The organism is Bacillus hominis, assembly GCF_018332515.1.
GTDB lineage: Bacteria > Bacillota > Bacilli > Bacillales > Bacillaceae_G > Bacillus_A > Bacillus_A hominis.
Map to the genome: position 1 here is coordinate 1 of NZ_BOQD01000395.1, position 14,048 is coordinate 14,048.

At 39.6% G+C, this 14,048-nt stretch carries 18 protein-coding genes; all 18 read left to right on the forward strand.

Annotated elements, in window-relative coordinates; genetic code table 11:
• Positions 1–147: 147 nt before the first annotated feature.
• Complete coding sequence (locus KI356_RS25510; protein ID WP_001086031.1) at positions 148–576, forward strand: phBC6A51 family helix-turn-helix protein; 429 nt, start codon at positions 148–150, stop codon at positions 574–576.
• A gap of 16 nt (positions 577–592) precedes the next feature.
• The gene (gene terL, locus KI356_RS25515) at positions 593–2,308 is read left to right on the forward strand and encodes a phage terminase large subunit (protein ID WP_000323342.1); all 1,716 of its coding nucleotides are present in this window, start codon (positions 593–595) and stop codon (positions 2,306–2,308) included.
• 16 nt (positions 2,309–2,324) lie between these two features.
• The gene (locus tag KI356_RS25520; protein ID WP_001265882.1) at positions 2,325–3,842 is read left to right on the forward strand and encodes a phage portal protein; all 1,518 of its coding nucleotides are present in this window, start codon (positions 2,325–2,327) and stop codon (positions 3,840–3,842) included.
• 73 nt (positions 3,843–3,915) lie between these two features.
• Positions 3,916–4,683, forward strand: a complete 768-nt coding sequence (locus tag KI356_RS25525) for a phage scaffolding protein (protein WP_000455458.1) — start codon at positions 3,916–3,918, stop codon at positions 4,681–4,683.
• A gap of 60 nt (positions 4,684–4,743) precedes the next feature.
• The gene (locus KI356_RS25530; RefSeq protein WP_001145078.1) at positions 4,744–5,868 is read left to right on the forward strand and encodes an SU10 major capsid protein; all 1,125 of its coding nucleotides are present in this window, start codon (positions 4,744–4,746) and stop codon (positions 5,866–5,868) included.
• A 99-nt stretch (positions 5,869–5,967) separates the two neighbouring features.
• Positions 5,968–6,471, forward strand: coding sequence for a hypothetical protein (locus tag KI356_RS25535; RefSeq protein ID WP_000186508.1), 504 nt, complete (start codon positions 5,968–5,970; stop codon positions 6,469–6,471).
• Positions 6,472–6,520: 49 nt separating this feature from the next.
• Positions 6,521–6,745: a head fiber protein gene (locus KI356_RS25540; RefSeq protein WP_001122832.1), complete on the forward strand. Its 225-nt coding sequence runs from the start codon at positions 6,521–6,523 to the stop codon at positions 6,743–6,745.
• A 28-nt stretch (positions 6,746–6,773) separates the two neighbouring features.
• Entirely contained in the window at positions 6,774–7,115 is a 342-nt protein-coding gene (locus KI356_RS25545) for a hypothetical protein (protein WP_000868476.1), read from the forward strand.
• Positions 7,116–7,119: 4 nt separating this feature from the next.
• The gene (locus tag KI356_RS25550) at positions 7,120–7,926 is read left to right on the forward strand and encodes a hypothetical protein (protein ID WP_001285266.1); all 807 of its coding nucleotides are present in this window, start codon (positions 7,120–7,122) and stop codon (positions 7,924–7,926) included.
• Positions 7,927–7,929: 3 nt separating this feature from the next.
• Positions 7,930–8,304, forward strand: a complete 375-nt coding sequence (locus tag KI356_RS25555; RefSeq protein ID WP_000954646.1) for a hypothetical protein — start codon at positions 7,930–7,932, stop codon at positions 8,302–8,304.
• Positions 8,304–8,663 (forward strand): hypothetical protein, encoded by a 360-nt coding sequence (locus KI356_RS25560; RefSeq protein ID WP_001264192.1) that lies wholly within the window; start codon positions 8,304–8,306, stop codon positions 8,661–8,663. Before KI356_RS25555 ends, KI356_RS25560 begins: the two co-directional genes overlap by 1 nt.
• Positions 8,664–8,665: 2 nt before the next feature.
• Complete coding sequence (locus KI356_RS25565) at positions 8,666–9,073, forward strand: hypothetical protein (RefSeq protein ID WP_000930920.1); 408 nt, start codon at positions 8,666–8,668, stop codon at positions 9,071–9,073.
• A gap of 13 nt (positions 9,074–9,086) precedes the next feature.
• Positions 9,087–9,590, forward strand: coding sequence for a phage major tail protein, TP901-1 family (locus KI356_RS25570; protein WP_000852561.1), 504 nt, complete (start codon positions 9,087–9,089; stop codon positions 9,588–9,590).
• Positions 9,591–9,640: 50 nt separating this feature from the next.
• The gene (locus KI356_RS25575; protein ID WP_000355283.1) at positions 9,641–9,982 is read left to right on the forward strand and encodes a hypothetical protein; all 342 of its coding nucleotides are present in this window, start codon (positions 9,641–9,643) and stop codon (positions 9,980–9,982) included.
• Positions 9,979–10,197, forward strand: coding sequence for a hypothetical protein (locus KI356_RS25580; RefSeq protein WP_000777417.1), 219 nt, complete (start codon positions 9,979–9,981; stop codon positions 10,195–10,197). The genes KI356_RS25575 and KI356_RS25580 overlap by 4 nt, the downstream gene beginning before the upstream one ends.
• A gap of 70 nt (positions 10,198–10,267) precedes the next feature.
• Positions 10,268–10,645: a tail assembly chaperone gene (locus KI356_RS25585; protein WP_000818630.1), complete on the forward strand. Its 378-nt coding sequence runs from the start codon at positions 10,268–10,270 to the stop codon at positions 10,643–10,645.
• Positions 10,646–10,734: 89 nt separating this feature from the next.
• Complete coding sequence (locus KI356_RS25590) at positions 10,735–10,989, forward strand: hypothetical protein (RefSeq protein WP_000931847.1); 255 nt, start codon at positions 10,735–10,737, stop codon at positions 10,987–10,989.
• Between the two features lie 36 nt (positions 10,990–11,025).
• Positions 11,026–14,048, forward strand: a 3,023-nt coding sequence (locus KI356_RS25595) for a phage tail tape measure protein (RefSeq protein WP_212936834.1), incomplete at its 3' end; no start/stop codon positions are given.

Here is a 14,048-nt window from a genome sequence, read left to right on the forward strand (position 1 = left end):
ATAGACCACCTCTAAATTTATATGAAAATACAAGTAAATTTTACCATGGAAATATAGTGATTTAAAAGTTTAAATATACGAATTTCAAGGCAGTCGATATTAAATCGATTGCCTTTTTCTATTTCACGAAGAAAGGGGAGCGGGATGATGGCGAAGTTAGACGAGTTAAAACAGAAACTTACGGCTAAACAAATTCAAGCGGCGTACTTGCTTGTAGAAAATGAGTTGATGGAATCGAATAACGAGGAAAAAAGAACCCAAGACGAAATGGCGAACGAGCTTGGTATAAATCGGACAACGCTTTGGGAGTGGCGAACTAAGAACCAGGACTTCATCGCATTCAAGAGTGAAGTGGCCGATAGTTTTCTCGCAGAGAAGCGCGAGCAGGTATACAGCAAGTTAATGCAGTTAATTTTAGGGCCGCAACCAAGTGTAAAAGCGATGCAATTGTACATGCAGCGATTCGGTTTACTGACTGATAAGAAAGTAATCGAGGGTGATTTAGGCAATGCAACTCGTACAAATGCTGAAATTGAAGAACAGCTTGAGAAATTAAAAAAATTGACAGGCGAGTAAAAGGAGGGCGGGCTACATGGCATATATAGACGGTAAATGGTTAGCCCGTCAAGAACGTCAGGAGCGTATCAATCTTGTAGCAGAAAGAGCAAAGAAATTACAGGAGTTGTACGAAACTGGCGAGGCTACAGAATATTATATGGATACACTACTTGCTGACATCGATGAGCTAGAAAAGTTAAAAAGGGTACATCGTGGAGAACATGACATGTTGTACTTCATGTATGAGTATTTCTCGGAAGAAGGAAATCCCGGAAATCCTGATAACTTAATCCCGGCTGGAGTAACGATGGATGATGCGGCTGAATTTCACGAAACCTTATGTGGCTTGTTAGATGACATCACAACAGGTAGGGAGAAAAAGAAAAAAGTAGCCTGGAGTGTAGGTCGTGGCCATGCGAAAACCGCATACCTGAGTAATGGTTATTTGTGTCATCAAGTCGTGTATCGATTAAAGCAGTATATTGTTTTGATTTCTGAAACATCTGATGTAGCCGGTGACTTTATATCCTGGGCGCGTGATCAGTTAAAGTATAACGAAAAATTACGCGAGGATTTCGGTATCTTACTTCACGAACAAAAAAGCCGAAATGAAGTTGATAATGATAAAGAATTCGTTACTTTAACAAATACGAAAGTCGAAGCAAAAGGTATCGGGACACAGGTGCGTGGTTTGCGTCACGGTTCAAAAAGGGTTCAGCTCTACATTTTGGATGATTTGGAGAGTAAAGAAAATACCGCGACAGTTGATTTAATCGCAAAAAATAAACGCTGGTTCAAGGAAGAATTACTACCAGGTTTAAGTCGACAAGAGGGTGCCTGTATTTATATGGGTACTATCGTTTGTTACGACAGTTTATTGCATCACGTTATTAAGAACCGTCGTGATTTCGTATCAAGATCGTTCCCGGCAATTTTGAAATGGTCAGAGCGTGAAGATTTATGGCAAGAGTGGCGGGAGATTCGTCAGGTGGATGAAGAGGAGGCTTCTGATAAAGCTCGTGAATTTTATGAGCAGAACAAAGAAGAAATGCTCCGTGGTACAAAAACGTTATGGCCATCACATTTCCCATACATCGATTTGATGGAAATTAGAGAAGATGACGGTACCAAAGCGTTTAACCAGGAGTATCTATGTAACCCGACTGACGAGGAAAGACAGATATTTAAACCTAAATATTTCACGTACTGTACTGAAGATGATTTAAAAGACAAAAAACTTTTGTATTACGGTGCGGTTGATTTCGCAATGGGGAAAGAGAAAGGTGACTATAGCGTAGTAGTTACAATTGCGAAAAACGTGGAAACAGGAACTTGTTATGTTATCGATATTTTTATGGAGCGTGTTCATCCAAATACATTGCTAGAAAAAGCTGTAGAATACACGCTGGCATATCAATATGAATCAATCGCAGTAGAGGCACAACAAGCGCAGGAGTGGTTTGCGGATAAGGTTGGAGAGGAATTGCAGAAAAAAGGGTATCCTTCATCGACGCGCTTAAAACAAATTAAGCAACGTACACGAAAAGCACTACGTATTGAGTCATTATTACCTGATATACAGAGTGGTAAATTACGTTTTATGAAACATTTACGTGCTTTATTGGAGCAATTTGAAATGTATCCGATGCATCCACATGATGACGGTCCGGATGCGGTTCAAATGGCTTTTTCTATCGCATATAAACGTGCAAGACGTAAAGCAGGCACTACAGGGAATTCAAGATATTGAGGAAGGAGGGGCTTGAATGAGAGTACAAGGTGATCGTAATTTTATGAATCCAGTGGAAATTGTAATGCCAGTTCGTACCGCACTCGGCGATTCTGAGTGGACACGCATTATGTCTGAGGTTCGCTTGTATGAGCGTTATGAAGGAGACTTAAACGTATGGTCTGATTATAAAAAACCAGACAATCTCGACTACGAACCTACGAAAATACAACTTGATTATCCTCAAAAAATCGTAAACATGATTGCAGCGTGGCAATTTGAAAAAGAACCGAAAGTCACAGTTCCTCCTGATGTGATAGACGATCCAGCTCTTATGATTCAATCAGGATATGAACCTAGTGAGGAGCAACAAGCAGAAAACAGTAGAGCGAAGGCGAAGGAACGGTTATTAACATGGGTTTGGGATGACAACCGAATGCATGAGAAGTTATTAGCAGCAGCGAAAGACCGTGCTATTTCAAAAACTGGTGTGTATGCCCGTCTTCACTACGATAAACGTCGTGGTGAATTTAAGATTATTTGGCATCCATCAACAGAAGTTATTGCAAAGTATAGCGACTGGGATATAGACCAACTGGAAGAGATTCATTTTATTGCATGGCTTGATGAAGAACAAACGAAAATGTGGAAATTATCGTATTACTTAGTTTGGCATGAAGAAGCTGGTGAGTACGACTGTGAAATTGAAGAGGCTGTATACAACGGTGACTTAGAAAAACAAGAGGATAGGGTTGAGCGCTCATCAATGGGCATCGATTTTATTCCCGTTGTACCAGTGCCGACTGAAAAGCTCAGTAAGCGAACTACAGGTTATAGTGAGCTTGAAAAAACGATTAAGCTTTCTGACGAAATCGACAAAAAAATGTCTGATTACTCGGATGCGCTACGTTTTGAAATGTTCGCCATTACGTTACTAACGAATGTAGACGAGGATCCAAAGAATCCACTTCAAGTTGCACCAGGTGCGAAATGGGATTTAGGTGATGGTGCGGAAGATGCAGGTGAACCAAGCGCTAAAAAGCTAGAAAGTGGATTCCGATTTAAAGAAACCATTGAAGCGTATCTGGACCGATTGCAAAAACGCCTACATGAAAAAGCAGAAGTACCAATGGTGAATACGGCTGATATGAATACAGGTGGTATAAATGACATGGCCGTACAGCTTTTATTTAGTAATATCATTTCTAAAACACAACGCTCATGGGTGATATGGCAGTCCCGTCTACAAACCTTAAATGAGTATATTTTACGTTATATGAAAGCTAGGAAGGATGACTCCAAATTCAAATACGATAAAGAAATGTTAGCAAAAGTAGATAACTATTATGCTAGTAAGATTATTTTCGGTTTACCGTTACCGCAAGATCAAAAAGCACTTATCGAACAGTTAGGCGATGAAATTTCAAACGAAATCGAATCAATTAAAGGTGCGATTACGAGAAGTGGTAAAGAAAATGCGGAACAAAAGTTCATGGAGATTATGCAAGAGCGGATGTTGAAAAGACAGTCTCAGGATCCGTATAACGAAAAGTAATACTTGCCTTACGAAATGGCGCTATAAACTTTCGGAAATTATAGCCGACAGGCTCAAAATGGAGGATTTGCTAATGGAATACGCAAAACAAGCTACAGCATTAAAGTATTTTGTAGAAAAAGTACAAAAAACACCTAAGTTCCCACTTCGGTTAGACCTTCAGTTTTTCTCTGATGGTAGTTCGGGTGATGATCCTGACAAAAAGCCTGTTGGTACTGATGACCCACCAAAAACTTTTACGCAAGAGGAGTTAGATGAAATCGTTAAGAAACGCTTAGAGCGCGAGCGTAACAAGTCAGCAGAACAATACGGCGACTACGATGACGTAAAAGCAAAGTTAGCAGAATACGAAAAAGCTGAAGAAGAGCGTAAAAAGCAAGAAATGACGGAAATTGAACGTTTGCAGGCTGAAAAAGAAGAAGCTGATAAAAAGGCATTAGAGGCTTCCGAAGCGGCGCAAAAAGCACAAGAAAAAGCCAATACTCGTATTTTAAACACTGAAATTAAGAGCGTTGCACGTGCTTTTGATGCGAATGATCCAGGTGACGTATTGGCGCTTTTAGATAAGTCGACCATTCAACTTGATGAGAATGGAAATTATCAAGGAGTTGAAGAGGCTGTTAATGCGCTAAAGGAAAGCAAACCTTGGATGTTCAAGAAAGTTGTGGGAGCTGATGCAGCTGGTGGGGCGAATCCAGGAACAAATCCGAGAGCAAATGAAATTCTTGCTTTAGAAAAAGAGCTAGAAGAGGCGAAAACAAAGGCGTTAAAAAATTCAAAGTATGCGGGCGAGGTAACTCGTATTTATAACAAGTTGTTAGAAGCAAAATCTAAGAAATAACGGATCGTTGATTAAAAGTCAGCGATTTTTTAATTTAAAAAATTTGAGGGGGCTACAAATATGCCAGTACCAACTACGTACGAATTTCAACAACAAGTAAGACAAATGCAAGCGAATGTGGATTTAATTCTTACGAAAGCACCTGTTCTTTTCGGATTAATTGGTGTAGGAGACGCTTTAACACAAACTAAATTTGAATGGCAGAACGACTATTTAAACTCTGATACAGGTATTGTAAAAACTGCCGCAGCTGTTGGGGATACGGACCTAGTTTTAGAAAAAGGCGAGGCTCGTAAATTCACTGAAAATGCTCTGGTACAAAACGGATTAGAAGTGTTACGTGTAGTAAGTGTCGATGAAAACGCGGATAAAATCACTGTGCAACGTGGTTACGATAGTACGAAAGCGGAGGCAATTACAGCTGGTGGTGAATTAAAAGTCATAGCAAGACCGAGACCAGAAGGTGAAGATGCTTTCCGTAAGAATGAGATCAATGACCGTTTGGTGTCACATAACTTCTCACAAATCTTTTCAAGATACGCATCTGTTTCACGTACACAACAACAAGTGAACACATACGGCGTATCAAACGAATTAGATTATCAAGTAAACTTGCGTTTACAAGAGATGATTCGTGAAGCTAACACTTCTCTAATCTATGGTCGTAGAAATGTTGGCTCTCCAACACAACCACGTACTACAGGTGGTTTATTTGCATTTGCGGGTATTGAAGGTTCACATAAGCAAGACTTTAAAGGGAACGAAATTGCGGCAAAACCTTTAAATGACGCTGTAGAACAAGTATTTACTCGAGGTGGTTCAGCAAATACGATTCTATGTGGACCAAATATCGCGCGACAAATTACAAAGCTTGGTGGGGATACAATTCGTACTACACGCCAAGATACCGCAGCAGGTTACCAAATCTTATCATTTGTTTCCGACTTACCTGGTGGAGCGATTTCTAGTGTTGTAGTTGATTTAAATATGCCTAAAGATCGTGCGTTACTTCTTGATACAGAAAAAGTAAAGGCACGTTACTTAACTCCAATTTATGATCAAGATGCTACACCAAATGGTGCTGACTACTTCTCTCGTGTCATTCGTGGGGAATTTGGATTTGAAGTTAAGAATGCGAAAGAGTCTATCGCTGTTCTTGAAAATATCTCTAAAACAATGGCTTAGGAAGTGGATAAAATAGGCGATTTGAGGGGTTGTTTGTTGTAGCGATTAAAGTTATTAGGTCATAGTTTAAAGCATATTGAATAAAAGGAGTGCATAACTATGACAAATTACTATGATTATGGCTATGACTACGATCAATTTACAGCCCAGAACTCATATGAAATTTCTAGACCTCAATACTCACATTATGGCTATGATCAGTATATGTTTCCGTATCAGAATTCATATGAATCGCCTAGGCCTCAATATTCACACTCGAGTCATTACCCTCAACAGCATTACACTCAAGGGCAAGGGGCAACGATGTATTTAATTACCCCAAAAACTATAAATGATCATCTCAATGCAGGACGAAGAGGTCATTGTTTTTCTAGTTTTTGGGGAGGGAGAGAACATACTTTTGTACTTATGAATTTACAAGCTGATGGCACTGTGGAGATTTTGGAGAATGGTCAACCTGGTGCAGTTCATAGTAATGATATGCAGGGATTAACATATTTAGGATCTTCATGTCCATCTTCGGGCCCAGGCGGAGGCCCAGGTTGGTGGCCACATTGCCATTGGGTCCAAACACCTTGGGGATGGAAAAAGGTTTGCCATTAAAAAGGTAGCTAAAATGCTACCTTTTTTTATTTTGAGAGGAGTGTTATAAATGCCTATTTCTGAAAATCAAGCACAACGTTTAAACAGATCGATGCCGATTGCGAAAGACACATCACTTGGCACTATTATTAAAGATTTACAAGACAAAACAAGTCAGATTCCTAAAAAGGTCGATAAACAACCAGATAGTACAGCAACTGACGTAGCGGGTGTAGTAAAAGACTTAAACGCCCTTATTGCAAAGTTAAAAGCTGCAGGAATTATGACGCCTTAACAAAATATAGTGACGGGGGTGACGCCAAATGAAGGTGTCGGAAAGGTTGGAGAGTCGGTTAGCAAAAGTTCCAAAAGTAACTCCGGAAGACATCGGAAATTGGCTAGCTGAAGCCGAAACTGAGTCAGAATTAACCGAAGAATTAAACGCAAATGCTGTTTTTTATCTTGCCCTGTCATTTGCTTATGAATCGATTGCGGCAGATGCAGCGCGCTATTTTTCTTATACAGATGGTGAAGAATCGGTTGATAAATCGATGATTTTTGCAAACTATAAGAAGTTATCAGCGGACGCGCTTAAAAAGTACAGGAAGTATCGACGGGGAAAAGGTACTCACCAAACATTTGCTAAACGGGCAGATGGGAGATGATTACATGAGCGATTCTCAACAAGAGATGGATGTGGCGCTCAATACCATTTCCGAAGAATTTAAAGAGGAGCACGAAAAACAAGTTTCTGATACTGTAAAGGCCATTATCCTAATACGTTTGTTTTTAGTTGATTTATTGAATGACTATCAAAAGGATGGAATCGTGAAGCGTAGTAGGTTAAATGCGTTATTACGAGACCTTACTTTATACGAAAAAGAATTTCGTAAACAAGCAGAGCGATCATTCCATACATTGATTGAAAACACGTCGAAATGGACCACATCAAAATTATCAGAAGCAGGTTTGGACGTGAAATCTATAACTGCAGTAAATAAGCAAATTATTCAAGGGGCTATAAAAAGACCTGGTGAAGATGGCTTAGTTCTGTCTGATCGTGTATGGAATTTATCTGGAGATATGAGAGATCGATTAAGTAGTGTCATTCGTCCATCTGTATTAAAGGGCGAGAGCATTACAATGATTTCTCAAAAGATAAAAGAAGTACACGACAATGAGAAATGGAAGGTTGAGCGTGTAGCAATTTCTGAGAGTACTAACACGTACCGAGCAGCTACTATACAGAATGGATTAGAAAGTGAAATTGTGGCAGGGTATCAAATTATTGATAATGGCCATCGCCACAGAAACCACTCAAAGCATATGTGTTACAAGCTAGCAAGACGTGATGCATACGGTTTAGGAACTGGGAAGTATCCGAAAAATATTCCGGAAAGTCTTATGAATCAATTAATAAGCCCACATCCACAATGTTCGTCACGGCTGAACTACTTAATAAGCGAGGAGGTGTAGCAATTGCTTACTGAAGATGATATTAAAGAGATTCGCGAAAATCGTGAAATGATTGAGCAGGGACGTAGAGAACCGGTGATTTTATACATTAAAGGGGTTTCTGTAAAGGATCCAATTACAGGAGAAGAGATGCAAGGTGAACCTCAAAAAGAAAACGTTCAATTAGTTTGGAAGAAATTCACGTCAGTGGAAAAGACGAAGTTTGCTGATCTCGATGTTAAAAAAGGAGAGGCACTTGTTACATTTCCTCTTAATGTGGACTTAGAGAACATTGAAAAAATTGAACGTAAAGGTGTTTTTTATGTTATCGAACTTATCGATGAACGAGGGCTTGGTGGAGTAAACCGTCGTGAGGTTATTGTAAAGAGGGTGATTTGATGAGGGTTAAAGTTGTTGTTAAAGGGCAAGCAGCTGTGTTAAAAGCACATAGTCCCAATAGATACAAAAAACAAATTGAACAAACGGTAGAAAAACATACACGATTACAGGCTAATCAAGCCTCTAATCGAGCGCCGATATTACACGGTCCTTTATCTGAAAGTATTCCTGCAAGTGTAAAGATGGTAGTCGGTGCGAGAATTATTGGTACGTATGGATCTCCTCTTATTTACGCGGCGGTACAAGAATTTACGCACAAAACCAAAAAAGGTTTTATGCGTAAAACAGCATTTGAAGGTGAGCAACCATTTGTTGAGGATATAAGCAAAACTGTTCAACGTGTAGCGAAGGGGCATTAATTATGTTGAATGATGTAATGTATTCATTAAAAAAGTTGCTGGATGTTTTTGCTCCTACTACATGGATATACGATGGTGTTTCTGTATCAGGAAAAGACAAACCCTTCATTACCATTGAGGATTTGTCTGGAACAATTAGCAGGTACTCAAAGGAGAATTTCTCACGTAATCATCTGATACAAGTAGGTGTGTATGCAGATAAAATTTTTGATAGGAACGATTTGCAAGATAGAATAATTAACCGATTCGAAAAGGGTTCAATTGACTTGTACGATACAAGTAAAAAGAATCCAGAACGAATCGGTTTTTTTAATGCAAAAGTAAAGGGTTTTGAACCACTGTCTCAAAAAGACGTTGAGATTTTAACAGCGAAACATTTGAGTTTTATTACTATAACAATCAGAAATTAGAGGGGGACTAAAAATGGCAGAAGTGAAAAAAAGTAATGCACCTGAGTTTAAAGGTGCCGAAACACTTTACTTGATTGACATTCCGCAACCTGATGGAAAAACTACAAAAACAGTTCGATTTTTTAACCAAACGTCAGGTTCACGATCAATTGAGGCTGGAGAAATCGAGTTGAAAACAAAAGATAAGAGTGGATCTGATTACGGTGACGTAACACAATCAGCTAGCATTGAAGGGATTTGTACTGAAGGTGACGAGGGACTTGATTATGTAGAAGAAGCAATTCTTAATAAAGTTTTAGTAAGAATTCATGAAGTTAACCTACGTAGTGCAACCGCTTCTGAGTTTAAAGTTAAATCAGGAACATACATGTTGAATAGTTTGGAACTTTCTCATGAAAATGAGGAGTACTCAAAGTATTCTATTGGCTTAAAATTAAATGGGAAAATTTCTAAAGGGACGCTTAATAAAGTACCTGAAGGTGCGCCTTCTGGTGATGTAGCTACACCAGGAGCGTAATAGTAAGTCTATTTATTAATAATTAAGAATGTTTATGGGGGTGGGGATTTTTGGATATATCTAAAATCGAAAAAATTGCAATCGCATCTTCAATTCTTTCAACATTCGGAGAGGATGCTTTGGCTCCTCACGTTGATTTAAATCGCTTATCAGAATTATGTGAGGAATCGACTCGAAATTCAACAGCGAGACAATGTGGTGAAGCGACAATTAGTGTTTTAAATAAAATTATTGATAGTTTATCAGAAAAAATGCAAGGGAATGAAGAGGGGATGAAACATAGTCTAGTAACTACCATTAACAACAATAGTAAAACTTCAGTTGTGGATCAAAACGTAGAACGGATTTTGGTTAGAGCCGATAAACTCGCTATTGAAGGTGATAACAAATGAAATTAAGCAAACAAGAGCAAGCGGTCGTTATAGGCAATACAATTATGATGCTTGGTGGGCATGAAGAGGTAACTAATTATGTCGATCCTCAGAAGTTGGCCAAAGTAAGTGATATTCACAATGAGTTATACGATAATACAACCCCGCGCGAGCGAAGAGAAGCAATGATTAGTTTGCTTAATAAAACAATGGATGAATTTGTGGGAAATAAATAATTAAGATTTGAATAAGCGTTCATATAGACGCTTTTTTATTTTGAACAAAAAATAATTGGAGGTAATTATTATGGCTGAAAAATCATATACGCGTTTCGTAATTAATGGTAAAGAACAAGAACTGAAATTCTGTTTACAGGCACTGAGGTTATTAGATGAAAACGGCGGGCCGATGCAATTCGTTTCCCAAACCATGCAGGGCGGAATTACTAATTTCACGGATGTGGTTTATTACGCACTGATTCATACAAATGAGGGAATCACGTATGAAGCTGTACAGAAAGAGATTGAAAATATGTTTAATGCTGAAAAACTAGACCTTGATGAAATTCTAAAGTACAACAAAGCAGTTGTGCTAAATAGTTTTTTCTTCCAGAAGACAGTGAAGAAACTTCTAGGGACAATGACAGCGGAACAACAGAAATCGTTCGAGAACCTGTACGCATAAATATTGATGAATTGCAAGGTGAGTGTTTTCGTTTTTTTAATATGACCACCTTGCAATCTTGGCGTATTAGTCTCAAGGAGTATCACCTTATGTTGAACGGATATAAGGAACAACTACTTGATAAGTACGAGTTTGCAAGTGTACAAGCTTTGTTTAATCGAAATGCTCAAAGTGACAAAATCAAGTCATTAGCGGATATATATACCCGTCCAGAAAGTGTTCGTGATATTGAAAAACAAGCAAATGAACGGAAAGAAGTAGTTGAAAAAATTCAAAGAAACGAATCGTTCTTTGATCAAATAGAATCAATGATTAGAAGTCAAATACAAGAAGAGGAAGGGTAGGTGAGGTGAATGAGCCAGAACAAGGTAGAAACTCAGGTGATTGCAGACATATCTAATTTAATAAGTAACCTTGGAAGAGCTACACAAGCATGGAATACATTTTTTCAGCAGATTAGTAGACCACCTCCTATCCCACCAGCTCCACAACCGCCGTCACCTCCACCATTACCACCAGCGCCACCAGCACCACCGCCTCCTGATTATTCAGGGTGGCGTGCTAGATTTCAAGAAGTAGGTAATCAAGCAATTGAAATGGGCCGACGTGTACAGCAAACAGGGCAAACAATGCAAAATGCATTTGGTCCTGCCGCTGCAGCGTCGGCTTTTGCTTTAGGGAGTATGATTCAAAAGTCACGAGAATTTGAATCACAAACTCGTAAAGCGGCAGTTTTAACTGCAGGTGACTACGGTCAAGTGAAGAAAGCGATTCTTGATATGGCAAAGGATTCTGTGTATTCAACAGGGCAGGTAGCAGCGGCTTTTGCTGAAATGGGTGCGAAAGGTTTCGATTCGGCTCAAGCAACGTCCGCATTACCTGGTGTGTTGAGTGCAGCGGCTGCATCAGGCGAAGACCTGGGAATGGTTGCTGATACGATTACGTCAGCTTTAAACTCATTTGGTATGGAGGCAAGTCAAAGTACACATGTTGCTGATGTTCTAGCAACAGCCGCAAACGCAACAGCTGCAGGCGTAGGAGATATGCAATACGCTTTTAAATATGCGGCGGGTCCTGCAGCTCAATTAGGCATATCGATGGAAGAACTAGCGGCTTCTGTTGGTATTATGTCAAATAGCGGTATTAAAGGGGAGACCGCTGGTACAGCATTACGTGCATCTTTACTACGTTTAGTTAAACCGCCAAAAGCAGCGGCGAATGAGTTAAAACGACTTGGCGTATCTATTACGGATCAACAAGGTAATATGAAACCATTGTCCCAAATTATTGGTGAGTTGAAATCAGGAATGGAAGGTATGACAAGTGCACAAAAAGGTGCGGCGTTAGCAACAATATTTGGGACAGAAGCTGTATCAGGTATGATGGCACTTGTAGCAGCGGGACCTGAAAAGATTGAAGCTTTAACACAATCCTTAGTGAAATCGGACGGTGCTTCTAAAAAAGCTGCGGACTCTATGCTTGAAGGATGGGCCGGAGCACTGACGAAAATGGAATCATCTCTTGATGCTGCAGCACGTGCATTTACTGATGCATTAGCTCCTGCATTAATGGCTGTAGCTGGAGTAGTTGAAACCTTAGCAAATGCGTTTATGAAATTACCAGCTCCTGTGCAGACGGTGATTGCTTCCGTAGTAGCATTTACTACGGCTTTTTTAGTTATAGCAACGGTAGCGGGTATTGTTATTAACGCAATCGGCGGTGCAATTATCACTCTCGGTCAACTTATGCTATGGATGTCGGGAACATCAAAAGGTGCGGTAATGCTGCGGGCTGCTTTGTCAGCACTAAGAGCCGGATTTGCATTATTGTTAGGACCGGTTGGTGCGGTTATTGCAATTCTAAGCTTAGTGGGGGTAGCGCTAGTCCAATTATACAAACATAACGAGACTTTCCGAAATGCTGTGAATAATGCGTGGGAATCAATAAAAAATGGGACAGTAGCAGCTGTTGAGGCTATGAAAGCTGCTTTTGATTCTTTAGGTTCTTATCTCGGGACAATACCGGAAAAATTTTCAGCAATGGGTACAGCAATTAGCGCAGCGTTAGAGGCAGGGTTAATTAAAGTAGGACAGGTGTTTTCTGGTTTTGCAACAGCTGTAGAGATTTCGCTAACTGTAATAAAATCGAAAATTAGTGAATTTGGTCAGGGAATAGGTGGTGCGTTTAGTTCAGCAATATCAGGACTTAGTTCAGCATTTGCTGGAATTGGATCAGCTCTTTCTCCAGTAATTGATTTTATCAAAATGTCTTTTTCCTCAATAGGAAATACGATAGCCACTTTAACACCATTAATTGTACGTTTAGGTTTATCGTTTTTAGGTGTTTCAGGCCCCGTAGGATGGGTAATCGCTATTGTAGCTTCTTTAGGTGCTACGATATTTAAATTGATCAATACAAATGATCAAGTGAAGTCTGCTTTTATGTCGGCTTGGCAGTCTATACAATCGATTTTTAGTTCTGTGATATCTGCGATTTTGCCGGTTGTTCAGTCAATAGCTCAAGGGATTACACAAGCATTTGCACCACTTGCTCCTGAATTTGCGAAAACGGGACAAGTTATAGCAGAAAGCTTCGCTACACTTGGACCTGCTCTTTCTGAGCTAGGTGCGGCCTTTGGTGAGTTAGGTTCTACAATAGCTAGTTTGTTTAGTGAAGTAGTACAAGCTGTAGTACCGATAGCACTCGATTTATTCCGTTTGTTCGGAGAAACAATACAAGCCGTGGTACCTTTAGCATCTGATTTATTCAAACTTTTCGGTCAAGTGGTACAAGAAGTAATGCCTATGATTACTGAATTAATTCAGATGTTTGCTGATACGACAATAGAAATTATGCCAGTGATAACGGAGGCTATACAACAAGTAGCTCAAATTTTTACTGAGCTAGCATCTACAGTTTTACCGATATTCGCTCAAGCTTTTCAAACGGCATTCCCTATTATATTACAAGTAATCCAGGCGGCGTTTAGCATAGCAGGAATGTTGATTCAAGGATTTGGAGAGGTTCTATCAATCATAGCGACGTCAGTGATTCCGATCATCCTTCAGGCAGTACAAGCGGTATTCCCGGTAATAGCTGAGATTATAGCTGCTGCGATTTCCGTTGCGATTCCGATTATTCAATTATTAGGCCAGGTAATCTCTATCATAGCGACTACAGTTATCCCTTTAATTTTACAAATTGTTCAGGCGGTATTTCCGGTAATAGTTTCGATAATTCAAGCGGCGATTCCCGTAGCCACTGCGATACTAGAAGGTCTAGCGACAATAATAAAAGGCGTAGTGATCCCGGCGATTCAATTTATTTTGTCGATTGTCCAGGCAGTTTTTCCCGCTATTATGGGCGTAATAACCTCTGCTATTGGGGTAATCACCAACATAAT

What these genes read in the sequence shown, in the direction of transcription:
- KI356_RS25520 (WP_001265882.1), top strand. Translation starts at nt 2,325, where the DNA reads ATGAGAGTACAAGGTGATCGTAATTTTATGAATCCAGTGGAAATTGTA.
- KI356_RS25550 (WP_001285266.1), top strand. Translation starts at nt 7,120, where the DNA reads ATGAGCGATTCTCAACAAGAGATGGATGTGGCGCTCAATACCATTTCC.
- KI356_RS25535 (WP_000186508.1), top strand. Translation starts at nt 5,968, where the DNA reads ATGACAAATTACTATGATTATGGCTATGACTACGATCAATTTACAGCC.
- KI356_RS25560 (WP_001264192.1), top strand. Translation starts at nt 8,304, where the DNA reads ATGAGGGTTAAAGTTGTTGTTAAAGGGCAAGCAGCTGTGTTAAAAGCA.
- KI356_RS25510 (WP_001086031.1), top strand. Translation starts at nt 148, where the DNA reads ATGGCGAAGTTAGACGAGTTAAAACAGAAACTTACGGCTAAACAAATT.
- KI356_RS25570 (WP_000852561.1), top strand. Translation starts at nt 9,087, where the DNA reads ATGGCAGAAGTGAAAAAAAGTAATGCACCTGAGTTTAAAGGTGCCGAA.
- KI356_RS25565 (WP_000930920.1), top strand. Translation starts at nt 8,666, where the DNA reads ATGTTGAATGATGTAATGTATTCATTAAAAAAGTTGCTGGATGTTTTT.
- terL (WP_000323342.1), top strand. Translation starts at nt 593, where the DNA reads ATGGCATATATAGACGGTAAATGGTTAGCCCGTCAAGAACGTCAGGAG.
- KI356_RS25585 (WP_000818630.1), top strand. Translation starts at nt 10,268, where the DNA reads ATGGCTGAAAAATCATATACGCGTTTCGTAATTAATGGTAAAGAACAA.
- KI356_RS25580 (WP_000777417.1), top strand. Translation starts at nt 9,979, where the DNA reads ATGAAATTAAGCAAACAAGAGCAAGCGGTCGTTATAGGCAATACAATT.
- KI356_RS25590 (WP_000931847.1), top strand. Translation starts at nt 10,735, where the DNA reads ATGTTGAACGGATATAAGGAACAACTACTTGATAAGTACGAGTTTGCA.
- KI356_RS25530 (WP_001145078.1), top strand. Translation starts at nt 4,744, where the DNA reads ATGCCAGTACCAACTACGTACGAATTTCAACAACAAGTAAGACAAATG.
- KI356_RS25545 (WP_000868476.1), top strand. Translation starts at nt 6,774, where the DNA reads ATGAAGGTGTCGGAAAGGTTGGAGAGTCGGTTAGCAAAAGTTCCAAAA.
- KI356_RS25525 (WP_000455458.1), top strand. Translation starts at nt 3,916, where the DNA reads ATGGAATACGCAAAACAAGCTACAGCATTAAAGTATTTTGTAGAAAAA.
- KI356_RS25540 (WP_001122832.1), top strand. Translation starts at nt 6,521, where the DNA reads ATGCCTATTTCTGAAAATCAAGCACAACGTTTAAACAGATCGATGCCG.